The organism is Butyrivibrio sp. XB500-5 (genome assembly GCF_003625505.1).
In the GTDB taxonomy this organism is placed as follows: Bacteria; Bacillota; Clostridia; order Lachnospirales; family Lachnospiraceae; genus Butyrivibrio.
Genome location: NZ_RAIS01000004.1, coordinates 178,633 through 203,119 on the forward strand (window position 1 = coordinate 178,633; position 24,487 = coordinate 203,119).

22 protein-coding genes are annotated in these 24,487 nt (G+C 42.9%); 5 read left to right on the forward strand and 17 right to left on the reverse strand.

Going from position 1 to position 24,487, the window contains the following annotated elements:
- Nucleotides 1-126: 126 nt before the first annotated feature.
- The 14 genes from D6856_RS08860 to D6856_RS08925 form a co-directional block, all read right to left on the reverse strand.
- Nucleotides 127-1,305 carry a trans-sulfuration enzyme family protein gene (locus D6856_RS08860; RefSeq protein WP_120686587.1) on the reverse strand — a complete coding sequence of 393 codons (1,179 nt, stop codon included), beginning with the start codon at nucleotides 1,303-1,305 and terminating at the stop codon, nucleotides 127-129.
- Nucleotides 1,306-1,351: 46 nt separating this feature from the next.
- On the reverse strand, nucleotides 1,352-2,542 hold the full coding sequence (locus D6856_RS08865; RefSeq protein WP_243114061.1) for a MalY/PatB family protein: 1,191 nt from the start codon (nucleotides 2,540-2,542) through the stop codon (nucleotides 1,352-1,354).
- A gap of 133 nt (nucleotides 2,543-2,675) precedes the next feature.
- Complete coding sequence (cysK, locus tag D6856_RS08870; protein WP_092244307.1) at nucleotides 2,676-3,611, reverse strand: cysteine synthase A; 936 nt, start codon at nucleotides 3,609-3,611, stop codon at nucleotides 2,676-2,678.
- Between the two features lie 158 nt (nucleotides 3,612-3,769).
- Nucleotides 3,770-4,669 carry a DUF3298 and DUF4163 domain-containing protein gene (locus D6856_RS08875; protein ID WP_120686589.1) on the reverse strand — a complete coding sequence of 300 codons (900 nt, stop codon included), beginning with the start codon at nucleotides 4,667-4,669 and terminating at the stop codon, nucleotides 3,770-3,772.
- An 82-nt stretch (nucleotides 4,670-4,751) separates the two neighbouring features.
- Complete coding sequence (locus tag D6856_RS08880) at nucleotides 4,752-7,331, reverse strand: PEP/pyruvate-binding domain-containing protein (RefSeq protein ID WP_120686590.1); 2,580 nt, start codon at nucleotides 7,329-7,331, stop codon at nucleotides 4,752-4,754.
- 108 nt (nucleotides 7,332-7,439) lie between these two features.
- The gene (locus tag D6856_RS08885) at nucleotides 7,440-8,705 is read right to left on the reverse strand and encodes an FUSC family protein (protein ID WP_120686591.1); all 1,266 of its coding nucleotides are present in this window, start codon (nucleotides 8,703-8,705) and stop codon (nucleotides 7,440-7,442) included.
- 3 nt (nucleotides 8,706-8,708) lie between these two features.
- Nucleotides 8,709-9,302 carry a cytidylate kinase-like family protein gene (locus D6856_RS08890; RefSeq protein ID WP_120656160.1) on the reverse strand — a complete coding sequence of 198 codons (594 nt, stop codon included), beginning with the start codon at nucleotides 9,300-9,302 and terminating at the stop codon, nucleotides 8,709-8,711.
- Nucleotides 9,295-10,047: an amino acid ABC transporter permease gene (locus D6856_RS08895; RefSeq protein WP_120686592.1), complete on the reverse strand. Its 753-nt coding sequence runs from the start codon at nucleotides 10,045-10,047 to the stop codon at nucleotides 9,295-9,297. Before D6856_RS08895 ends, D6856_RS08890 begins: the two co-directional genes overlap by 8 nt.
- 1 nt (nucleotide 10,048) lies before the next feature.
- Nucleotides 10,049-10,765: an amino acid ABC transporter permease gene (locus D6856_RS08900; RefSeq protein ID WP_120686593.1), complete on the reverse strand. Its 717-nt coding sequence runs from the start codon at nucleotides 10,763-10,765 to the stop codon at nucleotides 10,049-10,051.
- 23 nt (nucleotides 10,766-10,788) lie between these two features.
- Nucleotides 10,789-11,691 (reverse strand): transporter substrate-binding domain-containing protein, encoded by a 903-nt coding sequence (locus tag D6856_RS08905; RefSeq protein ID WP_120686594.1) that lies wholly within the window; start codon nucleotides 11,689-11,691, stop codon nucleotides 10,789-10,791.
- Between the two features lie 20 nt (nucleotides 11,692-11,711).
- Nucleotides 11,712-12,434, reverse strand: a complete 723-nt coding sequence (locus D6856_RS08910; RefSeq protein WP_120656288.1) for an amino acid ABC transporter ATP-binding protein — start codon at nucleotides 12,432-12,434, stop codon at nucleotides 11,712-11,714.
- Nucleotides 12,435-12,677: 243 nt separating this feature from the next.
- Complete coding sequence (locus D6856_RS08915) at nucleotides 12,678-14,036, reverse strand: MATE family efflux transporter (RefSeq protein WP_120686595.1); 1,359 nt, start codon at nucleotides 14,034-14,036, stop codon at nucleotides 12,678-12,680.
- An 18-nt stretch (nucleotides 14,037-14,054) separates the two neighbouring features.
- Nucleotides 14,055-15,302: a DUF2130 domain-containing protein gene (locus tag D6856_RS08920; RefSeq protein WP_120686596.1), complete on the reverse strand. Its 1,248-nt coding sequence runs from the start codon at nucleotides 15,300-15,302 to the stop codon at nucleotides 14,055-14,057.
- A gap of 124 nt (nucleotides 15,303-15,426) precedes the next feature.
- Nucleotides 15,427-16,047: a GDSL-type esterase/lipase family protein gene (locus D6856_RS08925; protein ID WP_092244339.1), complete on the reverse strand. Its 621-nt coding sequence runs from the start codon at nucleotides 16,045-16,047 to the stop codon at nucleotides 15,427-15,429.
- 206 nt (nucleotides 16,048-16,253) lie between these two features.
- Here D6856_RS08925 and D6856_RS08930 point away from each other — a divergent pair, with 206 nt between their 5' ends.
- Genes D6856_RS08930 through nadE form a run of 5 tightly spaced genes read left to right on the forward strand, consistent with a single transcriptional unit; the run spans nucleotide 16,254 to nucleotide 20,638 of the window.
- Nucleotides 16,254-17,420, forward strand: a complete 1,167-nt coding sequence (locus tag D6856_RS08930) for a serine hydrolase domain-containing protein (RefSeq protein ID WP_207667272.1) — start codon at nucleotides 16,254-16,256, stop codon at nucleotides 17,418-17,420.
- A 31-nt stretch (nucleotides 17,421-17,451) separates the two neighbouring features.
- On the forward strand, nucleotides 17,452-18,108 hold the full coding sequence (locus tag D6856_RS08935; RefSeq protein ID WP_120686597.1) for a YczE/YyaS/YitT family protein: 657 nt from the start codon (nucleotides 17,452-17,454) through the stop codon (nucleotides 18,106-18,108).
- A gap of 29 nt (nucleotides 18,109-18,137) precedes the next feature.
- Entirely contained in the window at nucleotides 18,138-18,653 is a 516-nt protein-coding gene (locus D6856_RS08940; RefSeq protein WP_120686598.1) for an adenylyltransferase/cytidyltransferase family protein, read from the forward strand.
- Between the two features lie 33 nt (nucleotides 18,654-18,686).
- Entirely contained in the window at nucleotides 18,687-19,892 is a 1,206-nt protein-coding gene (gene pncB / locus D6856_RS08945; RefSeq protein ID WP_120686599.1) for a nicotinate phosphoribosyltransferase, read from the forward strand.
- A complete protein-coding gene (nadE, locus tag D6856_RS08950; RefSeq protein WP_120686600.1) occupies nucleotides 19,889-20,638 on the forward strand; it encodes an NAD(+) synthase in 750 nt (249 codons plus the stop codon). The genes pncB and nadE overlap by 4 nt, the downstream gene beginning before the upstream one ends.
- A 270-nt stretch (nucleotides 20,639-20,908) precedes the next feature.
- On the opposite strand, the gene D6856_RS08955 is transcribed toward nadE, so the two are convergent.
- The 3 genes from D6856_RS08955 to D6856_RS08965 all read right to left on the reverse strand — a co-directional run bounded on the left by D6856_RS08955 (nucleotide 20,909) and on the right by D6856_RS08965 (nucleotide 24,475).
- Nucleotides 20,909-22,186 (reverse strand): O-acetylhomoserine aminocarboxypropyltransferase/cysteine synthase family protein, encoded by a 1,278-nt coding sequence (locus D6856_RS08955; protein WP_120686601.1) that lies wholly within the window; start codon nucleotides 22,184-22,186, stop codon nucleotides 20,909-20,911.
- Nucleotides 22,187-22,233: 47 nt separating this feature from the next.
- The gene (locus D6856_RS08960; RefSeq protein WP_120686602.1) at nucleotides 22,234-23,655 is read right to left on the reverse strand and encodes an amidophosphoribosyltransferase; all 1,422 of its coding nucleotides are present in this window, start codon (nucleotides 23,653-23,655) and stop codon (nucleotides 22,234-22,236) included.
- Nucleotides 23,656-23,758: 103 nt separating this feature from the next.
- Nucleotides 23,759-24,475, reverse strand: coding sequence for a tRNA threonylcarbamoyladenosine dehydratase (locus tag D6856_RS08965; RefSeq protein ID WP_120686603.1), 717 nt, complete (start codon nucleotides 24,473-24,475; stop codon nucleotides 23,759-23,761).
- Nucleotides 24,476-24,487 lie beyond the last annotated feature (12 nt).

The window sequence follows — 24,487 nt, forward strand, 5'->3', positions numbered from 1 at the left end:
CTCGCCTGTTTTATAACCCATCTCCCTACTCGGTAAGTAGGTTTTAATAATGACGTTATATGCATTATGCTTTAGTTCGCTGCCATTGTAAAACACTTATAATTTATAGCAGGGTATAAATAAAACTTATCCCTCCGCTTTTTTAAACACTCTTTCGAACTCGTTAATCAGATCTTCTATGCCCTCGATTCCCACAGAAAGTCTGAGAATACGGTCGTTTATTCCATTCTTTTCAAGAACGTCCGCAGGGACATCCGCATGCGTCTGAGTTATGGGATAGGTGATAAGTGTCTCAGTTCCTCCAAGGCTCTCTGCAAAATAAATGAGTTCAACATTTGCCAAAATCTCTTTTGCAAACTCAGCGGAATCAACCTCAAAGGTGAGCATCGCGCCAAAGCCTCTTGCCTGCTTTTTCATGATCTCATAGCCGGGATGCTCTTTTAATCCGGGGTAGATTACCTTGGTGACATGCTTATTTTTCTTAAGGTATTCCGCGATCGCAAATGCATTTTCCTGCGCCTTGTTAAGTCTTACGGAAAGCGTCCGTATACCTCTTAAAATAAGCCAGCTGTCAAAAGGACTTAGTCCTGCACCCGTTGTTTTATAGATAAAGCGAAGTCTCTCATTGAGATCTTCATCATTAACGATCACAAAACCTCCTATCGTATCATGATGACCTCCAAGGAACTTTGTTCCCGAATGAATAACTATATCGGCTCCAAGATCGAGCGGATTCTGATAATAGGGTGATAAGAAAGTATTATCAACTATCAGGATCAATCCTTTTTCATGAACTTTTTTGGCAAGCTCTTCAATGTCCGTAACGTTCATCATAGGATTGGTCGGAGTTTCTATATAAACTGCCTTTGTATTTTCTTTAATAAGAGGAAATACATCCTCAATGCTCAGATTCGCAGCGGTATATGACAGACCGTTCTTTCTGCTTATCTCATTAAAGAGTCTTACGCTTCCGCCATAGAGATCCGAATCGATAATAAAATGATCTCCCGGGGAAAAGAGCTCCATCACAGCCGCAACTGCAGCCATTCCGCTTGAAAATGCGATCGCATCTTTTCCGTTTTCCAAAAGAGCTACAACAGACTCAAGCTGCTGCCTCGTGGGATTCTGCTGCCTTGTATAATCAAATCCCGTACTCTCTCCAAGCCCCTTGTGCGCGAATGTCGCCGTCTGATAAATAGGGTAACTTACCGCTCCCCAAATATCTTTTAACTTCTCATCATTAAGCTGACACTTAGTGTCAGCGCTATATTTTTCCTGTAGTCTACAGCCATTTTCCGTACTCACTTTTACTCCTCCCGATATCTTTCCTGTAACCTGTTATGCCATTTTGTCAGGTTTCGCCATATCTCTTTTCATATGCTTCATACAGCTGCTCCATTGCTTTTTCTATAATGCTTTTTGGACTAGCTATATTTATTCTTTCAAAAAGAGCCGTCTCTCTGCCAAAGATTATTCCTCCGTCGAGCCAGAGCTTTGCCTCATTTTCAATAAGATTCCTTAAATCTCTGTAGTCGGTAGTAACCTCGGAAAAATCGAGCCATATAAGATATGTTCCTTCAGGTTCTATAAGCTTAACCTTAGGCAGTTTTTCTTTTATGAAATTTCTGATGTAATCAAGATTTCCTTCAAGATAATCAAGAAGTTCGTCGACCCACTGCTCTCCTTTTTCATAGCAGGCTTTGGTTGCTACAAGTCCAAGCACATTGCACTGACTGTAGCCGCCCGCTCCGTTTTCACGATCAAATTTATTTCTTAATGAAGTGTTTGGAATGATAATATTTGCAATTTGAAGCCCCGCTATATTGAAAGTCTTACTCGGGGATGTTCCGAGGATCAAATTGTCTTTGTACTTCTCTCCCAAAGTAATAAACGGTGTATGCTTATATCCTTTAAAAACAAAATCAAAATGAATCTCATCCGCAAAAATAAGAACGTTGTGTTTTAAGCAGATGTCACCTAGTCTTAAAAGCTCCTCTTTTGTCCAAACTCTTCCTGCCGGATTGTGAGGACTGCATAACAAAAAGAGCTTTACGTTTTCTTCAACTATCTTTTTTTCAAAATCTTCGAAGTCGATCTCGTAATGTCCGTTCTTATATACAAGCTGATTGTTTACGACTTTTCTTTTGTTAAGTTCTATTGTCTCTCTGAACGGATAGTAGACAGGCTCCTGGATAATAACGCTTTCGCCGGGCTCCGTAAAAGCTCTTACAGCAACGGCTATTGCATATACAACGCCGGGTACGACAATGTTCCAATCATATTCGATATCAAATCCGTGTCTTTTCTTAAACCAAGTTGCGACAGCTTTGGCGTAATCATCCTTGGGATCTGTGTAGCCAAAGATTCCGTGATCTACTCTTGTCTTAATGTCGTCAAGAATCTCATCGGGAAGTTTAAAATCCATATCCGCAACCCACAAAGGAAGCAGATCGTCACGCCTTCTTCTCTCTATTCCAAAGTCATATTTAAGGCTGCTCGTTCCGCGCCTGTCGATAACTTTACCAAAATCGTATTTACCCACGTAGAATGCTCCTTTTAATAATTGAGATCGCTCATCATATATGATGATAAGCGATCTCATTATTTTTCATGTATATGAGAATGATATGCGAATTGCTTTACGGAAATGACCGTTTTGGCAATTCTTCAAGCGTTTAGTTCGCAAATAAAGGTGTTGAAAGATATCTGTCACCTGAATCGGGAAGAAGTACAACGATATTCTTTCCTGCATTCTCGGGTCTTGCTGCAACGATTGTAGCTGCCTTAAGAGCCGCACCTGATGAGATACCTACGAGGATACCTTCTGATACTGCGAAGTTCTTACCCTCTTTGAATGCATCGTCGTTTTCTATAGCAATTACTTCATCGTAAATCTTTGTATTAAGTGTATCGGGAACGAATCCTGCACCGATACCCTGGATCTTGTGAGGTCCTGCTTCACCCTTTGAAAGAACAGGGCTTGTTGCGGGCTCAACTGCGACAACCTTAACGTTAGGATTCTGCTCCTTGAGGTATTCACCTACACCTGTGATTGTTCCGCCGGTACCGATACCTGCGATGAAGATATCAACCTGTCCGCCTGCCTGCTCCCAGATCTCGGGGCCTGTTGTTGCTTTGTGGATTGCAGGGTTTGCAGGGTTAACAAACTGTCCGAGGATCAAAGATCCTTCAATTTCTTTCTCAAGCTCTTCTGCCTTAGCGATTGCTCCCTTCATTCCCTTAGCGCCTTCTGTAAGAACTATCTCTGCGCCGTATGCCTTAAGAAGATTTCTTCTCTCAACACTCATCGTATCGGGAAGTGTAAGGATTGCTTTGTATCCCTTTGCTGCTGCAACTGCTGCAAGTCCGATTCCTGTGTTTCCACTTGTGGGCTCGATGATTGTTGCTCCGGGTTTAAGCTTTCCGCTCTTTTCAGCATCCTCTATCATGCTGAGTGCTACTCTGTCCTTAACCGATCCTGCGGGGTTTAAATACTCAAGCTTTGCAAGGATTGTTGCATTTGTATTTCCAACCTTCTTGCTGTATCCGTTGAGTTTAAGAAGAGGTGTTCCTCCGATAAGATCCAATGCGCTTTCTTTGATGTCTGCCATAATTCGTTTCTCCTTTATCATCATTTTTATTTTAGTGGTTCGTGTTTTTTATTTGATGATTGAATCATAGCATAAGGGTTCACTCGTGAAAATTAAGGAATACTTATAGCGGAGTATAAACTTTGGTTATTACCCTGTCATCAGGTTATAATACGCCCTCACGGGAAAACTGCATCTTTATCAACAATAGCGGTATCATAAGGTACCACCATATCTATATCTCCTTCCACGCGAGGAGCAAGGGCATAGTTGTCAAAAAAGATTTCTATTCCGTCCGTACCTAATACCCAATTAAGTACAGGCATGTATTCTCCGGAATTCTTTATCACATCTGTATCTTTATATGAGTTTTCGACAATTTCAGAAAGAGTATCTTCCCACCCATCATATAAACTATCTTCAGTGTCTTTGCTGAAATAATCCTTAAGGTATTTAAAAAGAGCTTCTTTATCCGGAATAAATCTCGAGATTAAAATCTCTTCTCCCGTCCTTACATCAAATGTCTTTGACTCCCAGTCGTCCCAGGGATGCGCTCCTCCTCCAAAACCATAGGAATAATAAACAGCGCTGACATAGTGTGAGTCACACCTTTCTATGTTATATCCTGTCGTAAGATCAAAAGGCAGCCCCAGTGTTTCATAAGAATCCTCATCTGCCTGCAGCGAAGTTTCGAAATACTCTTCGCTTAATGAATCCTCCTCTTTATAATTGGCATTCGTATATTCCTCCCAAGCTTTCGCCAATTCAGGATATTTCTCTTTGCTCGCATCATCCAGTGCTACTTTTTCCGTTGACCTTATAAAATATGGTCTCCCCGAAGAATCGTCGGGGTTGGTCTTCTCATATTCATCACAGGACTCGACAAAGACAGGTGCATCTTCGTCCACCGCTTTTTCACTATCAATGATACTTGCACTACCGGCGCTATCCGCACTCTCCGCCTCATTCGCTGTAAGCTTAGAATTTGCTTCCGCCGATTCCGAAACAGGTGCATCCCCTTTGCACCCAGACAATATCAGCGCAAGCATCGTAGTAAGAATAAAAAATCTGTTTTTCATGTTCTTTCCTCTTTCTTATAAGCTGTAATGTCACTATTATAGTACAGATAAACCGCTCAAAAACTCAATTTTTCTCTGTTATTTACAAACTTACCATCAGGTGATTGGCCTCAAGATCATAATAAAGTGTACAACCAGAAGCGCTAAGATCAAAAACTCTTACTATGCTTGCTGCATCTGCATTACCTGAATCATCGCAAAAATCGCCCGTGATATTCCTGAACTTTTCAAGTATCTCAGGGGCAAAAATCTTAGTTTTTTCATTAGCGAAAACCGCAGTATAAAGAATGTCCGCTTCCACAAGATCCTGGAAGATATGGCTTCCGTATGACAGCTCGGGATTGTATCCTGCTTCCTTTTCCTCAACCTCGCATACGGCTTCAAACTCACTTATATCCGCAAAGGTAGTTGGAACCCCAAGCTCGGGAGATGATGTTCCGATACGTCCGGGGACTATGAGCATCATATGTCTGCCCTTATCTCTGTAGGTCCAATTGACCTTTCCGATAATACTAGCGATACCGGGCTTATCCGCGTAAGGCATATTGTAATAAGCCTTGGGATCAACGTATACGATAAGATCTACAGGAACACTTCTTGAAAGGCCCATCGAAGAATCCAATGTTTCCATCAAAATATTCTCGGCAGGTACATTCTCAGGAATCGTTACGCTGCCTGTATCCTTGGACACCTGCAGCGGTCTGCACTGCAAAAGATTTATCGAATACTCTCCGGTTTCCGATAAATTGATCGTAAATTCTATATCAACGGGATGCTGATACTCCTCATGAATGCAATGCATCATCCGCTGCATCCTTTTCATTATCTCTTCTTTTTTGACAAGTCCCCTACAGGAAATAAATCTTACATCGCGGATTATTCCACGCTCTTTTAATGAATCCTCAACCTCGTAGTCGTGTTCAAGCAAAGTATTTACAAGATACATCGGAAGCTTCTTCTCAAGGTTTCTAAGTTCAAGGCGCTTTAGCTCATGCTCTGTTACATCCATTACTTCCACAGCTCTTTGTGAGAACTGATGCTTTTCCGCGATCGTAACGCACGACGTTGCCTCAGGCATATCAAGACTTACAAGACGTGGATATGAGCCCATCGTCCTGTCTACAGCCGATGTTCCAAGTCCCATAACAAGCCTGAGCATTCCTGCCTTAGGATCTATTCCCGACAGGAATTTATACGGGCTGTACGAATAGCCTACACCTGCAGCGCAGGGCATATAGTACTGTCCGTAATACGAGCCTGAAACCCTTTGAACAAGTAGCGCCATCTGCTCATCTCTTTTATCCAGGCCTCTTCTCTTACGATAATCAAGTGCGGAAAGACTCATGGTACTTGCATAGACCGTTCTTATGGCGTTCTCAAACTCTTCAAGTCTCTCTTCAAGAGTTCCTCTGTTGGCGCAAAATACCGACTCATACTTTCCCGCAAAGGCATTGCCAAAGCCGTCTTCCAGGATACTGCTCGAGCGGACAATAAAAGGATCCTGTCCGTAGTATTCAAGGATGTGCTTTAGCTGCGTCTTAAAATCCTCAGCAAATACGCCGGACCTTAATTTATCCGCAAACTCTTCCGCAAGGGAAAAATACTCTTCTTCAGTCCTCTGACGAACTCTGATATCCCAGAAATCGTTGTCCACTATGTACGTATAGTAGATATCGGATCCAAGAAAAAATGAATCGTGGGGCTCCAATATCTCGTTTATCTCAGGCTCGGTATTTCTGATGATAGCTCTGGCAAGAAGCATACCGCAGGCTTTTCCGCCGATAAGACCTGTGCCTATCATATGGCTTCGGACGTTGAAATAGTCCTCGGGTCTAAAGTGCTTTTTTACCATGGTTCTCATCTTGTCATCTCTGGTCATCATGACCTTGCACATGATATCGCAGGGCTCTTCCATATCCATGTGGCTGTCATATTGGAACTTCGCCGTATTAAAAAACTTATCCCAGAAATCAACATATTGATCTTCACCGGGGCGTTGGAAATTGTCCAGTAGTTGGTAAAAGCGGCTGCTTTGAACTCCGTCTAAGATCGGTCTGAAATAGCCGTCCTCCTTCCTGTAAATATGCGGAAGGAACATGGTCTCCGAATCACGGTTCCAGACTTTCTCGGGACGTACATATACATTTTTTGAATCGGAATACACATCAAGAAACAGCTGTGTTGTGTTAAGGATCTTATTTATTGAATGGAAAGAATGCTTTCCCCTGATTATAGGGAAAAAAGCGACTGTATCAAGAATAAAAAGAAACGGACAGGTAACTCTGAAAAAATTGCCCATCATAAGGTCTGTTGCCCACGCGATCTGAAGCTCCGACAGGCAATCGAAAACATAGAAGGCATCCTTACCCTCTTTTTCTATAACATTATGGATCTCAACGGTGAAGGTCTCAAATCGGTGAGACAGCGGAACCTGCACAGTCTTAACTTCAGGGCAGTCCTCCACAAGAGGCTCGTGGGTCGCAAAACGAAAATAGATAATGTTCCTCTTATCTTTTTTAGCCTGCTCAATATACGGGTCAACGAATAGCTTGAACTCGGACAGTTCCGAAACTCTGAAAACAACGTTATCTCCAAGCCTGATATTATCAAGCGCTTCATCCATCTCGGGTATGCCGGACATTACTCTGTCAAATGCTGCCATAGATAGTACCTCCGCTTATATAATTGGAACAAATGGATCAAAATAAAAAGGCAAAGACCACCAATTTCTTGGCGCCTTTGCCTCTGTATTAATCATACCATAATGTACTCACTTACACCAATTAAACATGTGATGCATTTTGTGCACGATACGATCGCAGGAAGCATAAAAGTAATCCGCTTTATTTCTTGTATTGTCGCTGAATGTGACAACTCTTTTTGCTTCGGAAGAAGTTTCAAGATAATCTATCATGTTTTTTTCCGAGGCATTTTTGTTATAGATTTTTATATAGGAATATCCTTTGTAATCATCAGATGGATATACCAAGATCTTTAGTTCTTCGTAGACATCGCTGTTCTTTATCTCTTCGTAGAGTTTCTCTATCTTTGACGTCTCGTCCACGCACATCATATAGACTACGGAATGTTCCTTTGGTCTTTCTTTATTAAGATAATTTCTGTAAGGAGACTTGTGGAGCTTCTCATAAATATCTTTTTCCGCGTCGTTACGAAGCTCATCGTAGTAGATAATAAGCACATCTTCCAGGATAACCGTTGTAAAAATATTAAAGCCCCGATCTCTTATGAACTTCTCTATATTACAGGCGTGCTCTGCGGAAACAACGTAAACCTTGGGATATCTGTTTTCATTGATGTCATATAGTATCGCCCCGTCCATAGCAATTATGGGAAGGGACGGTCTTACTTCAGGCATTCCTTCAAGAAATCCCGCAGGAGTTCTGAGTGTCATAAAAGAGAGTTTCAATCCCTGCTCCAACATATTCGACATCAGGACCTTGCTGTAAGGTGTAAGGCCTCCGGAAAAGCCGTCCATCGATCTGTCCATATTGACAACAAACAACGTGTCTTTATCCAGTTTTCCATGGAAGTGTACAGAATTTAAGATAAGTCCCACAAATATTCCGATCAGCGTATCGAGGGATCTGTTGGCAACAAACACATATGGATTTTCATCCATAAGATGATTGACCACTATACTAAGAAAGACTACGCATGAAAAATACGACGCCTTCTTTTGCTTGATAACAACAGTAGTGTATATGATCGGTATAAGAGCCAGCGAGATAATGCAATAGTGCAGAAAGCCGTCTCCGAGATAGAGTATATTCTGTTTTACCAGAATATATACAAGACCGTACACGGCTCCTATAAAAGTGCCTATCGTGCGCTGGATCGCATTTCCCACAGTATTCTTGGTCTGATTCTGAATACACCAAAGCACCGCGAGCGCGGAATAAAACGGTGTTCCATGCTTCCCCCTCAAAAAATATATCGCAAAGCATATAAGAACTCCCAGCGCCGATTTAATTATCCGAAGCCCAATGTGCGGAATATGCACTCTGTCTTTTTTCATATACTAACCAAACACACTCCTTGCTATACCACACAGAATCTCGGCGGTAGCCTCTGCTCCGAATTTCCCCGAGTCTATGCAAATATCTCTGTTGTCAAAAACACCTGCCATATCTTTGCAGTACTTACGTCTGTAATTTTCACGAGCCTTATCAACATCCTGTATCATCGATCTTGCTGTCTTTTCATCCATGCCCAGTATGGATTTGCAGTTCTCAAGCCTCTTTTCAAAAGACGCGTACACATAAACATCAAGTACTCTGTCAACGTGTCTTAGACAGTAATCGCCGCATCTTCCTACTATAATGCAGGATTCCATAGCCGCTATATCTTTTATAATGTTGCTCTGGATCTGAAAGAGCTCCTCCTGCATACTGACAGGTCCCATGCCGAGAGGATATCTTCTTTCGGCAAAAAAGCCTCCGTGTCGTTCCTCTTCTTTACTTATTTCCGAGATTGGAAGTCCCATTCTCTTTGCCGTAAGTTCGACTATATCCCTGTCAAAAAACTCTATGCCTAGCTCTTTAGACATCTGCTGAGCTATCGTTCTTCCAAGCGCTCCGAATTGTCTCGAAATAGTAATTACGTATTTATCCATTATTTACCACCCCGCCTTTTTGCAGATTCCTTACCGTCATCGAAATGGAAAAATTGATCACAAAATATATTGCCGCTGCCAGACCGAATAAGACAAAAACGTCGGATACATTTATCGAATTAAGTCCGTTGTATCTGTTGGCTGCCGACAAGACCTGCTTGGTTCTTGCCATAAGCTCTATCACAGCAACGTTGGCAAGGAACGAACTGTCTTTAATAGTGGTAATAACCTGGCTAAGGAGCGTCGGAACGATAGATTTAAATGTCTGCGGAAGCACTATGTACCACATTATCTGGAGCATCGAAAACCCTTGTGAATGTCCAGCTTCAATCTGTCCGGGTGCCACCGAATTAAGTCCGCCTCTTACTATCTCCGCTATAACACCGGACGTATACAGGATAAGTGCGACTGCTGCCTTGAAAAGAAGCTTGTTATTTACGGAAGACAATCCGAACATCTGCTTATCAACAAAGCCGGGAGTCGGGCAAAAAACAACGCATATAAATATCCAGAATAAAAGCGGTGTGTTCCTGAACATCTCTATGTATATCGCAGAAGCTGCCTTAAATATCCTGCTCTTTTTACTTACGCAGTAGTTTCTCATCAGGGCAAGTACTGTTCCTATAGCTATGCTGAAAAGAACCGCGGCGACCGATATGATCATGGTAAAAAGAACTCCTTGCAGTATGAACTTTATTATTGCCAGGTCTTTTAACATCGAAAGACTGTTTCCCAATGTACTCATATCATGCCTCCTTAGGTCTTCCGTTTTGGAACACTTTGCTGTCTCTCTTTTTAAGTGATGACTCCCACATTGAAGCAAAAGTTGATAACGGGAAGCATATCAAAAAGAAGATCACTCCACAGACGATATATGCGGGAGCATAGGAACCGCCTGTGTTTTCACCTGTTACAAAACTGTATGTCAAAGATAACAGATCCGCACCTCCTACAATGTATAAACATGATGTGTTTTTTATCATATTGACTATCACATTGGTCATTGGCGGTAATATTACCTTGATGCTCTGAGGGATTATGATGTAGAACATCCTCTCCGCATATCCAAAGCCCTGAGCCTGCGCTGCTTCAAACTGACCCTTGGGAACCGATTCGATTCCCGCTCTTATTACCTCTGCCATATATGCACCTGTATAAATTCCGAGTGCCAAAAAGCCTGTAACTATGATTCCGGGGCTGTGTCCGGAAAAAGCCAGTGCGTAATATAAAAAGCACATTTGAAGAAGGATCGGTGTGTTCTGTATTACCTCAACGTATATTCTGCTTATTGTCTTGAGAACTTTTTTACCGCTTGTAGCCATAAGTCCGAAAACAATACCAAGTACAAGAGCTATCAAAAGAGCTACCAAGGCAGTTTTCAGAGTATTGGCAAAACCAAGTAAAAACGTTCCTCTATATGTCCATATTTTGTTCCATGCTCTGGGAGATAATAATCCTGACATCACCGGTCCTCCGCTATCCTTACTTAATCAAGTCCGTTATCTTTAATAAGCTTATCGATCGTTCCGTCGCTTAAGCTTGCGGAAACGAGTTCCTCTGCAACCTCTGAAAGTCCGGAACCTTTTGTTGTTGCAATGCCGTACTCCTGAGGAGCAAACTCTGCATCGATGTATGATCTTCCCTCTGTCTTGTAGATAGCAAGGATTGACTTATCTACGCAGAATGCATCAACCTCACCAGCGCTAAGAGCTGTGGAAATTGTCGGGTAATCATCGTACTGTCTAAACTTAATACCTGTAGTCCATGTTGCGGGATCAAAGCTCTCTTCATCAAAACCATCTCCGCTTATCAGACCTTTTTCGATCATAGCTTTTACAAGTGACTTTGCAGATGTCGATCCGGATGAAACACCGACAGTGGCATCAACTAGATCGTCAAGTGTCTTAATTCCCTTGGAATCTTCAACAAGAACACTTACATAATCTGTGTAGTAGGGAGTCGTGAAATCCCAGCTTTCTTTTCTCTCATCGGTTATTGTAAATGTCGCAAGCACGCAGTCGATATCGCCCGAATCAAGAAGCTCTGTTCTTGTCGCTGCGGTAACGGCTGTAAACTCAATGCCGACTCCAAGCTTATCCGCAAGTGCTTTGGCAAGTTCGATCTCAAGTCCCGTATACTCACCTGTAAGAGGATCTTCGAAGCCAAATCCCATAACGGCATTCTTAACTCCGACCTTTAATACTCCTCTGTCCTTGATAGCCTGTACATCTTCAGAAGCAGGCGCTGCAATCGAATCCTCGGACGATGCAACTACTATATCCTCTGTTGAATCTGCCGATGCCGTACTTTCAGGTGCTGCGCTTCCGCACGCTACCAGCATGGCGCTCATCACTCCCGCCATTATTGCACTCAAAACCTTCTTTTTCATAATATTGTTCCTCCTATCTATTACCTGATTATCTTTCCCAAGAACTGTTTTACTCTTTCGCTCTCAGGATTATTGAAAAAGTGCTCCGGAGTTCCGGACTCGATTATCTGTCCGTCCTCCATGAAGATCACTCTGTCAGCAACTTGTTTTGCAAATCCCATCTCGTGGGTGACAACCACCATCGTTATACTCTCTTTTGCAAGCTTGATCATTACGTCGAGAACTTCCTGAATTGTCTCGGGGTCAAGCGCCGATGTCGGTTCATCAAAAAGAATTATCTTACTCTGCGAACAAAGTGCTCTGGCAATCGCTATTCTCTGCTGCTGTCCGCCCGAAAGAGTTGTTGGATAAACATCCGCTTTATCTTTGAGCCCTACAATATCAAGATAGTGATAAGCAAGCTCCTCCGCTTCTTTCTTTGGTTTATGCTGAAGCTTTATGGGACCGATCGTGAGATTTTTAAGTACTGTCATGTGGGGATACAGATTAAACTGCTGAAATACCATCGAAGTGTTATCCCTGATGACCTTGGTCTTATTCTTGGTCGTAAGCTCCGTCCCGTTAATGTAAACGTGTCCGCTGCTTGGAACCTCAAGGAAATTCATGCACCGAACGGTTGTCGATTTGCCGGAACCCGAAGGGCCGATTATAACAAGCTTTTCTCCTTCCTCGACTTCAAGATTCACGTCTTTTAGAACGTGGAGGTCTCCAAAGTTTTTATTTACATTTTCAAGCTTGATCATTGCCATAAGCTGTTGCCTTTCTTTCCCAAATGCAAAGAAGGCGCTCCGGTATCAAACCGAAACGCCATTGTTTCAATGCATCTGTATTAGGATGAGTATGAATAAGAATAACAGTAAAGGCGCTCTGAAACACTAAGTGAATCAAAACGCCTTTGTTTGTATACAAGTATACATTGAAGTTTCTTTTTGTCAACTCTCTTTTTAAAAAAATTTTTTTGGATTACATTTCCTCGTTAATCAGCGTCAGTCCTTAAAGGTTCTAAGCTCCGAATAAGCCAGCGGAACAGCGATAAGTGTAGATAATATATCTGCACACGACTGTGTGATCTCAACTCCGGTGATCCCAAATAATCTGGGGAGCAAAAGAATGAGCGGGATAAAGCAGATTCCGTTTCTGGCGGATGCAGTAATTGAAGCTTTGACTCCTTTTCCGATCGACTGAAGCATCATGTTGCTGATAACGATGGGGCCTGATAAGAACAGTGTGATGCACTGAAATCTGAGTGCTTTGATTCCGACCTCAACCGCTGCTTGATCCTTAGAAAAAAGAGCTATCAGATTCGGGGCAAAATAGTAGCAGACCGCACCGATTCCGATGAGGAAAAGTGTCGAGTACTTTACGCAGAAATTAAAGCCGTCTTTTACTCTCTTCAAAAGCCCCGCGCCGTAGTTAAACGAGCACACAGGCTGATAACCCTGACCGAATCCTATAAGCGCAGAAGCCATGAGCATCATGATCCTTGTCGCAACACTCATTCCGGCAATCGCAGCGTCTGAACCGATCGCGCCCGCCGTTCTGTTAAGAAGGAGGGTTGCAATAGCCGCAAGCCCCTGCCTAAATAAAGACGGAATACCTCCGTTTACTATCTCAAGAAGATAATGGATGTTAAGCCTTACATTTTTGATGCTGAGTTTTATATTCTCGCCCTTTGTCGTTCCGATAAGAAGAACAACAAAGCTTGTTATCTGTCCCATTACGGTCGCAATAGCGGCTCCCGTAACCTGCATGCGGAACCCCATGATAAGAAGCGGATCGAGAACCATATTCATGACCGCTCCGCTCATAAGTCCTATCATCGCATAGTACGCGCTTCCCTGGAATCTGAGCTGATTGTTTATAACAAACTGAGCCATCATAAACGGTGCGCCCAAAAGAATTATCCGCATGTAGTCTTTGGTAAAAGCAAGACTCTGTGCGCTCTTTGCTCCGAGTGCACTTGCAATATCAGTCAAAAAAACATTTCCGACTATCGCAAAGATTACGCCCAAGATTATAGCTAATGCAAAACCTGTCGAAGCCATCTCGTCGGCTTCTTTATAATTCTCAGCGCCAAGCATTCTGGAAAGATAATTACCCGAACCATGTCCGCAAAAGAAACCTGTTGCCTGAATAAGCGCCATAACCGTAAATACAAGTCCTACTGCCGCAGTCGCCGCCGTGTTTACCGTAGGATCGTTTGATACCCTCGCCACGAAAAAAGTATCCGCGGTATTATAGATTCCCGTAACCAGCATGCTCATGATCGTAGGAAAAGCCAGCGTCATGATAAGCTTGGGAATGGGAGTGGTGGTAAGATATTCTCTTCTGTTCTGTGTTGCCATTTTAAAAAACTCCGGAATTTATTTATTTAGTCTATTGAATTTGTCCTTCATAGTGGGATTGCCTCTTGTAAGCTTTTTGATACTGATATCTTCTACCTTATTATTGGCAATCCTAAGCTGATTGTCCGAACCCAGAAGCTCTTTTTTAACCTTCTCAAGATGCTGAATAGTCTTGTCAATCTCATCGATAGCCTTGTCAAAATGGCTGTGCGCAAGATCGTAATTTCTTGAAAAGTCATCCTTGAACTTCATTAGGCTGTCTTCGAAATTGGAAATATCAATGTCCTGATTGCGGACCATTGCAAGCTCCTGCTTGTATTCAAGCGCGCCGAGCGCAGCATTCCTAAGAAGCGTGATTATAGGAATGAAGCACTGAGGTCTTACAACATACATCTTGTCAAATTTATATGAAACATCGACGATTCCTGCATTGTATAGCTCGCTGTCGCTCTCAAGAAGTGATACGAGAACCGCGTATTCGCACTTCTTCTCGTTGCGGTCTTTATCCAGCTCCTTGAAGAAATCTTCGTTCTTGTGCTTGGTCGCAGTCTCATCCATCTCGTTTTTCATTTCGAACATAATGGAAATGATCTCGACGCCGTTCTCATCACACTCTCTGTAGATGTAATCGCCCTTACTTCCGCTTCTTGCATCATTATCTTTTTCAAAATATGCATTCTTAAAAGCGGTGGCCCTTAACTGATTAAACTGTATCTCACAGTGCTGCTCGAGCGTTTCGCCGACCATCTTCGTGGACATCTTGGTCTTTAAGTCCTTATAGAACTCAACTTCTTTTTCCTTCTGTTCCAGGAGGATCTTTCCTTTTTCTTTTTCCTGCAAAAGAGCATTCTCAAGCTCGTGCTTTTCATCGTTAAGCGCCGCTGCAAGCTTATTCTTCTCGCTCTCAACCTTATTGACAGCTTCAAGAACTGCAAGTTTGGTTTTATCTTCGGCTCCTTTTATTTCCATAGAAAGAAGGCTCTTTTCCTCAAGAGCCTTGTTAAGCTTAGCCTGAAGGTCTTCAAGTTCCTTCCTGTGATCCTCTTTTTCTTTTTCATACTGAGACCTGCTCTTAAGGATTATCTCATTCTCCTTTGCAGCAAGCTCAAGCTCGTGTTTTTCTTTATAATGCTTCTCAAGCTCAGAAACGCGGCTCGAAAGATCTTTTTCGAACTCCTTGTCTCTGATCTGCTTCATTATGGAGCCAAGCTCCGTATCATCAACCGTAAACGCCTGTCCGCAGTGCGGGCACTTAAGTTCCGCCATATCGCCCCTCCATTTTTCAGGTCCAAAAATCATCGGGATTTTTACCTACTATTCAATAATAGTTTGTATATGGAAAAAGGTCAAAATGTTTAGTATCAAACATTCTGACCTTCGTAAATATCTATTATATCTGCATAGCCTCTATCTTTTCGCTAATAGCTTCGGCAAGTGCTTCATGTCCCCTTTCATCAAGATGCTCATCGTCGCGCTTACTTGCCTTTGCATATGAAGAAGCGGCGAGGAATCTGTTTCCTCTTCTTTCCGCGATACGTCTGTAGGTATCTGCAAGTTCTTTGCTCCTGGTTACTGAAGCGGTGTCAAACTCGGGATCTTTGCTTGGCTTCCAGACATCATCTCCAAGGTAAATAGGCGATACAACAAGTACCTTCTCCGGAGATACGTACTTCTCAATCTCTTCGATGCAGCGCTCAAGGCCTTTTCCGATTATATGAGGATTGGCGTTGTAGTATGCTTTGCAGTCATTGGTGCCCAGCATGATAATTACGCCGTCAAGCGGTGAAGCACTTTCCAATATAAGAGGAAGTGTGTCGACACCTTTTCTGAAAGGTCTTATCTCATCCTCAAATACGGTTGTTCTTCCGCAGAGTCCTTCTTCTATTATCTTTGTATCATCAAGTTTATTTTGAACAAGGCCGGTCCATCTGACTTCGCCGGGGTATCTTTCTTTTGTTCCGGGGATTAGGCCCCATGTATTTGAATCACCGAATGCAAGTATGTTTTTCATAGCTTTTCTCTCCTTTGATGATTCTATTATGAATTGCTTTTTTCAAAATGTATAATATTGACAACTTATAGGTACAGATAAGCATTTCATATTACACAATTTCGTAATACAATAGTAAATGGTCAAAAACGAGGAACGTCTGTGAAAACAGAGCAATCCATCGTATTAGGTATGATTTTTAAAGTATTTGGGAAAGGTTGATCAACATGAGAGACAAACTTAAACTCATCCAAGAATGTATGGACAGAGCAGTATATAAACAGGAGGTTGCCGGAGTCGTTGCACTCGAGGTAAAAGAGGGTAAAGAAGTCCTCTTTGCAAAGAGCGGCTTTGCGGATATCAAAAACGGTATTCCCATAAGCAGAGACACCATTTTCAGACTCTATTCGCAGTCCAAACCCATTACTGCAGCCGCAGCCATGATGCTCGTTGAAGACGGACTCATCGACCTTGGCGAGCCGGTAGGAAACTACATCGACAGCTTCAATAATCAGACTTATCTTTCAAAAGGTAAGGTACATAAGGTTCCCGTTGATAAAAAAATGAGAATCCGCGACCTTATGAACATGACTTCGGGACTTGTATATCCCGGAATCGGCACTCCTACCGAGGTTTCTGTAGGACGCCTTATGAACGGAATGGAAAAGAGACTTGGCACCGACAAGATGATGTCAACAATGGAATTTGCTGAAAAGATCGGAAAAATCCCGCTTAACTTCCTCCCCGGAAGCCATTTCCAGTACGGAACAAGTGCAGATGTTCTCGGAGCTGTTATTGAAAAAGCTTCAGGAATGACATTCGGAGATTTTGTAAGAGCTAGGATCCTTGATCCTCTCAGAATGAAAGATACTGATTTCTATGTTCCGGACAGCAAAAAAGATCGTCTTTCAAAAGCATATAAAAATGTAAAAGGCAGACTGGTCGAATATCACGGTGACAGACTTGTAATCAGAAACGACGGTGGTCTTAACCCGTTTGAATCGGGCGGGGCAGGTCTTTTCTCTACTGTTGATGATTACGCACGTTTCGGTCAGATGCTCCTTAACAACGGAAAGTTCGGTAACAAGCAGATTCTCACTCCAAACAGTATTAAATACCTTACTTCGGGAAGACTTAATAAAGATCAGCAGATTGATTTCGACAACTGGCAGGGACTTGAGGGATTTACATACGGCAATCTTATGCGAGTATTGGACGATCCTTCACAGGCTTCTATTATCGGAAGCAAAGGTGAATACGGATGGGACGGCTGGCTCGGCGCTTACTTTGTAAACGATCCGTCTACAAAAACCACGTTCATCATGCTGGTACAGCGTTTTGACTATGGTACCGGCCCTCTTACAAGAAAGCTTAGAAATATCATCTTTTCATAACGTTATTTGAATATATATGAGGGAGAAATGCATGAAAAAGAGATCCGTAAAAGAATGGCTCATAAGAGTTGCACTTCTGTTGATAGGGCTTATCATAGCCCATCTTGGAGTTACCTTGTTTTTGTTGGTCGATCTTGGCTCCGATCCGTTTAACGTCCTGATCCAGGGTATTTTCAGACGCCTTGATGCCATCAGCCTTATCCCGGGGCTTACGCACGGACGTGTACACATCGCGATCAGCCTTCTTATAATCTTTGTCCTGCTTGCTGTAGACAGAAGCTATATCAAGATCGGAACTCTTCTTTGCATGATATTCGGAGGCCCTATAATCGATTTCTTTTCTCTGATATTAAATCCTATTATCGGCAAGGTTACGGCCTTGCCGGTAAGGATCATTATTCTCGCCCTCGGCTGCGTGATCCTGGCTTTCGGAATGACGATAGTAATAAAATCAGATGCGGGAACAGGCCCTAATGACCTTGTTGCCGTCGTTATAAGCGATAAACTCAAAAAGAAATTCAGCATCATGAGAATCATAGTCGACAGCCTTTTTGTTATTGTGGGCTGGCTTCTTGGCGGCACTTTCGGCATAGGCACGCTCATCTGCGCTGCCCTCGTCGGTCCGGTCGCCGGTTTCTTTATGCCTTTTAGTGAAAAAATATGTTCCAAGGCCGTTAGTGTGATATAATACGTAAAAACTAACGAAAGGCACCAACAATGAATATAGGTATTGTATTTGGCTGCTTTATTCCCATGCACAAGGGACATGAATCACTTATTAAAACAGCTCTTTCGGAAAATGATAAAGTAATAATCGCAGTCTGCGGCTATCAGAACGACCGCGGCCGTGATTTTCTTGACTTTAATACACGCATCAAGCTCGTAACCAAGATGTTTGAAGCACAAAAAGACAGAGTTATTGTCGTACAGATCGATGATAAAAAGCTTGGGCTCGACGGAACCTTCACCCATGAAAACTGGGTGCTCTGGGGAGACGAGCTATTCTCAAATGCAGGCATCAGCCCTGACAGCGCTACGTTTAACTGGTACACAGGAGAACCTTCTTACGTTGAGAAGCTCAGCGCAATTTACCCGACTCACAACTTTAAATTAGTTGACCGTACTATTATTAAGACTTCCGGAACTCAGATCAGAAAAAACCCCGGAATTCACGCAGATGACATTAACGAAACCTTCAGAGAATATTTGGCAAAAACCGGAAAACTGTTGTAATTTGATTTTTTGAATTAAAAGAGGAGAGAAAAAATGCAAAACATTATCAGCAGTCTACTTGAAACAGATCTTTACAAGTTTTCAATGGGACAGGCAATCTATCACAATTTTCCTGACTACACGACCACATGGTCTTTTAAGTGTAGAAACAAGGATGTCTTTTTCACAGAAGAGATGGTCGAAGAGATCAAGCGTCAGATCCTTGCTTACTGCGATCTCACTTTCACCGAGGAAGAACTCACTTATCTTAAGGGCATCAAATGGATAAAAAAATCCTACGTTGATTTTCTCCGTCTCTGGCATCCAAGATACGAGGACTTTACTATAGGAACGGATGCGGAGTGTGGCCTTACGATCGAGACCAACGGAACATGGCTCAACACTTCATTATATGAGATTCCCACACTTGCTATCGTTAACGAAGTTTATTTCAGGATGGCTTACGACTATGACGAGCTCATGGCTTCTTTTGAGCAGAAGCTTGATGAAAAGATCAAAGCCCTTACAGATAAGAAATATACCATCGGAGCTTTCAGTGAGTTTGGTCTCAGAAGAAGACTTTCCGCACAGGCTCAGGAGCTCGCGGTAATGAAGCTTAAGAACGCCGATCTCGGCGATTCAAAGTTTGTCGGAACTTCAAATGTTCTTTTGGCAAAAGAGCTTGGTGTTAATCCCGTAGGAACCATGGCACACGAGTGGATCATGTGCGTTGGTCAGGGTAATCACAAACATAACCCCGCATATTCCAACTGGTATGCACTCGACTTCTGGGTAAAAGAATATGGAATCCTCAACGGAACAGCCCTCACGGATGCGATCACAACAGACTGCTTCCTTCGCGACTTCCAATTGACATATTCAACACTCTTCTCCGGTGTACGCCACGACAGCGGCGACCCGATCGAGTGGGGTGAAAAGATGATCGAGCATTACAAGAGTCTCGGTATCGATCCTACAACTAAGACACTTCTCTTTAGTGACAGCCTTGATTTTGAAAGAGCAAACAATATCTTCGCTCACTTTAACGGAAAGGCAAGGGTTGCTTTCGGAATCGGCACTTACATTGCAAATGACACCTTCGTTCCCGCTCTCAACATCGTAATGAAGACAACAGCCTGCAACGGTCAGGATGTTGCTAAGATTTCCGACGTTGAAGGAAAAGGAATGTGCAAGAATCCCGCATATGTTGATTACTTACAGAGATGTATTAACTGGAGAATGGAGCACGAAACGGTATGAGCGAATATAAAAAAATAGATCCTGAAAAAGAAATAGAGAATATCTGTAATTGGATAAAAGAATGGTTCGATAACAACGGACCTAAGGCCAGCGCGGTCATCGGTCTTTCCGGCGGAAAAGATTCAACCATAGTTGCCGCTCTCCTTGTAAGAGCACTTGGAAAAGACAGAGTTGTCGGCGTTCTTATGCCGAACGGCGAGCAAAAGGATATCGAGGATTCAAAAGCTGTTGCCAAGCTCCTTGATATCAAGCACTACATCGTAAATATCAATCCTGCTGTGGAAGGCGAGAAAAAAGCTCTCGCGGAAGCCGGTATTGAAATGGGAAATGATGCGATAATAAACACTCCTCCGAGGATCAGGATGACTACTTTATATGCAATAGCTCAGTCACTTCCAAACGGCGGACGTGTAGCCAATACCTGCAATAAGTCAGAGGATTATGTGGGATACTCCACCAAGTACGGTGATGCAGCCGGAGACTTCAGTCCCTGCGCTGATTTCCTTGTAACCGAGATGAGACAGATCGGCGATGCGCTCGGTCTTCCCACTGAGCTCATTCACAAGACTCCTTCTGACGGACTCTGCGGTCTCTCTGATGAAGACAAACTCGGATTTACTTATGACACTCTTGATAAATACGTAATGACAGGTGTCTGCGATGATGCAGCCACAAAAGAAAAGATAGACAGGATGCACAAGAACAACTTACATAAATTGCAGACTATACCTACGTATTGTAAATAAGCTAGCGTTCTACATGCGCAAGATATTATTGATCATACATAGACTCCGCGGATTTCTGCAAGCGTGACTATTGTGCGATTTCACTAAAATGTGCAGTTCTTGTACGAGCAAGATGATTTACAAAATAAAAAAACAGGAAAATGTCGATTTCTATGAGTAACACGAAATGAGACATTTTCCTGTTTTTGAGTTTATGTAAATCACTGCGCAGACGAAAACAAACATTTTCGTGAAACGCATATAAGACACTCTGCAGAAATCTGCGGAGTATTATGCTAATGCATTAGCAATATCTGCTATAAGATCTTCTTTATCTTCAAGTCCGCATGACAAACGGATAAGTCCTGCAGGGATTCCTGCTGCCTCAAGCTGCTCATCTGTAAGCTGACGATGTGTTGATGTTGCAGGGTTAAGACAACATGTGCGAGCATCCGCTACGTGTGTCTCGATAGCTGCCATCTTGAGTTTCTTCATAAAGCTCTCCGCTGCTGCTCTTCCACCGGCAAGCTCAAATGAAACTACGCCGCATCCGCCGTTAGGAAGATATTTCTTGGCAAGCTCATAATACTTATCTGACTCAAGTCCGGGGTAGCTGACCTTCTTAACCTTATCCTGTGACTCAAGGAACTTTGCAACAGCAAGTCCGTTCTCAACGTGCTTGGGCATACGAACATGAAGTGACTCAAGACCAAGATTCAAGATAAATGCATTCTGAGGAGACTGAATGCAACCTAAGTCACGCATAAGCTGTGCTGTACACTTTGTGATGAACGCTCCTTCTTTTCCGAACTTCTCTGCATATACTATTCCGTGATAAGAATCATCGGGTGTTGTAAGTCCGGGGAACTTATCTGCGTGAGCCATCCAGTCAAACTTACCTGAATCAACGATAACTCCACCTACAGCAGCTCCATGTCCGTCCATGTACTTTGTTGTTGAATGAGTTACTATATCTGCGCCCCACTCGATAGGTCTGCAGTTAACGGGTGTGGGGAATGTATTATCAACGATAAGAGGCACTCCGTGAGCGTGAGCCACCTTAGCAAAAAGCTCAATATCAAGAACTGTGAGCGCGGGATTAGCAATTGTCTCACCGAATACCGCTCTTGTGTTGTCCTTGAACGCTGCATTGAGCTCTTCCTCTGTGCTATCAGGTGATACGAATGTAACATCGATTCCCATCTTAGCCATTGTAACGGCGATAAGATTGAATGTTCCGCCGTAGATTGAAGAAGAAGCAACTATATGGCTTCCGTTCTCACAGATATTAAAGAGTGCAAAAAAGTTTGCTGCCTGTCCGGAAGATGTGAGCATTGCTGCCGTTCCGCCTTCAAGTGCCGCGATCTTGGCTGCAACATAGTCATTGGTGGGGTTCTGAAGTCTTGTATAGAAATAACCTGAAGCCTCCAGATCAAAAAGCTTTCCCATATCCTCACTTGTGTCATATTTAAAAGTTGTAGACTGAATGATCGGGATCTGACGAGGTTCACCGTTTCCCGGAGTATATCCGGCCTGTACGCACTTTGTTCCGATTTTTTGCTGATTCATAATATTCCTCCATATTATTCAAAAAATATATCATTATATTTTCAATATCACTCTTTACCGCTCCAACAGTAAGTACAAAGCTTACAAGGCTCAAGCGGGATAGCTTCAACCATATCGTCGAGACGATGATAGTGAAGAGATGTGAAATTAAGCTCTTTTCTTATCTCCTCAAGCATTGCTGCATACTGAGGTGAATCCGGATCCGTATACTTTCTTACGGTCTCCTCGTTTGGTGAAGGATAACCCTCAAGCTTTTCGATAACTCTTCTTGTGATAAGCTCCATCTCTGAGTTTGAACGTGAGAAGTTAAGATATTTACATCCATATACAAGAGGCGGACATGCAGGTCTTATATGTACCTCTTTTGCTCCGCTCTTATAAAGGAACTCGGTAGTCTCACGAAGCTGCGTTCCTCTTACGATAGAATCATCGATAAGAAGAAGGCTCTTGTCGTTTATGAGCTGATTAATCGGAAGGAGCTTCATCTTGGCAATAAGATCTCTTCTGGACTGAATAGTAGGCATGAAGGATCTTGGCCATGTAGGTGTGTATTTTACAAAAGGTCTTGAATAAGGAATGCCTGATGCATTGGAATATCCTATTGCATGTGCTACACCCGAATCGGGAACTCCCGCAACGATATCGGGATGAATACCCCTCTGCATATCGCGCTGTGCAAGCTTCTCGCCACAGCCGTATCTTACATTTTCTACATTAAGTCCCTCGTAAGTCGAAGCAGGGAATCCGTAATATATCCAAAGGAATGTACATACGCGCATCTTGTTAAACGCAGGTGCTACTATCTCAACGCTCTCCGGTGTGATATATGCTATCTCTCCGGGTCCCAACTCTTTGTATGTAGTATATCCAAGATTTAAATATGAAAAGCTTTCAAAGCAGACGCAGAATCCCTCGTCCTTATGTCCTATCTGAACCGGAGTACGGCCGAATTTGTCTCTTGCCGCATATATTCCTTCTGGTGTCATCAAAAGAAGTGACATGGATCCCTTGATGATCTCTTGAGCGTAACGTATACCGTCAACGATAGTATCTTTCTGATTGATTATAGAAGCAACAAGCTCAGTGGGATTGATGTCTCCGCCGCTCATCTCAAGGAAATGAGAGTGGTTATCCGCAAAAAGCTTCTTGGTGATACCATCAATGTTGTTGATCTTGCCGACTGTAGTAATGGCATATGTGCCATGATGTGATCTTACAATAAGAGGCTGTGGCTCAAAATCAGAGATACATCCGATTCCGAGATTACCCTCCATCTTCTGCATATCGTCTTCAAACTTAGGTCTGAAATAAGACCTCTCGATATTGTGTATCGAACGATCGAAACCTTTCTTCTTGTCATATACCGCTAATCCTGCACGACGTGTACCAAGATGTGAATGGTAGTCAGTACCGTAGAAAAGATCAAATACCGCGCTCTCTTTAGATGCAACGCCAAAAAATCCGCCCATTTAGAAACCTCCGGAAGCATATTATATTTAATTCCATACCGTGAATAATAATAACACATATTTAAAGAAAAATCGCATGTACATTAGTACATGCGATCAATTATTATCTTATGAGGTCTTTAATTATCTCCGAAGCTATGCACAGCCCTGCAACTGAAGGGACAAACGCCACACTTCCGGGGGTGCTCCTTCTTGAAGAATCTTCACCGGGGGACTTGTGTCCGCCTATGGGCTCAAGAGGCTCCTCGGTGGAATATACGACCTTAAGGTCCTTAACTCCGCGCTTTTTTAGCTCTCGTCTCATCACTCTCGCAAGAGGATCGACCGAGGTCTTATATATATCCGCAACGGTAAAGGCTGTGGGATCAAGCTTATTGCCCGCCCCCATAGAACTGATAACGGGAATGTTCTTTTCTTTTGCCCGCATGATTATCTCTATCTTGGCAGTCACGGTATCTACCGCATCCACCACATAATCGTACTCTTCAAACGGGAAGCTGTCCGCATTTTCAGGTAAAAAGAAACATTTGTGAACCCTTATGTCCGCTTCGGGATTGATATCAAGCATTCTCTCTTTCATGACATCAACCTTGTACTTGCCGACACTGCTCGTCGTTGCGATTATCTGCCTGTTTATATTGGATACGGCCACGGTATCATTGTCGCAGAGATCAAAGGCTCCGATCCCGCTCCTTATAAGGGCTTCACAGACATAGCCGCCTACTCCGCCTACGCCGAATACTGCCACTCGCTTTTTAGAAAGCTCTTTTACCGCGTCCTCTCCCAGAAGTAATTCTGTTCTTGAAAAGATCTCACTCATATTCGTTCCTTA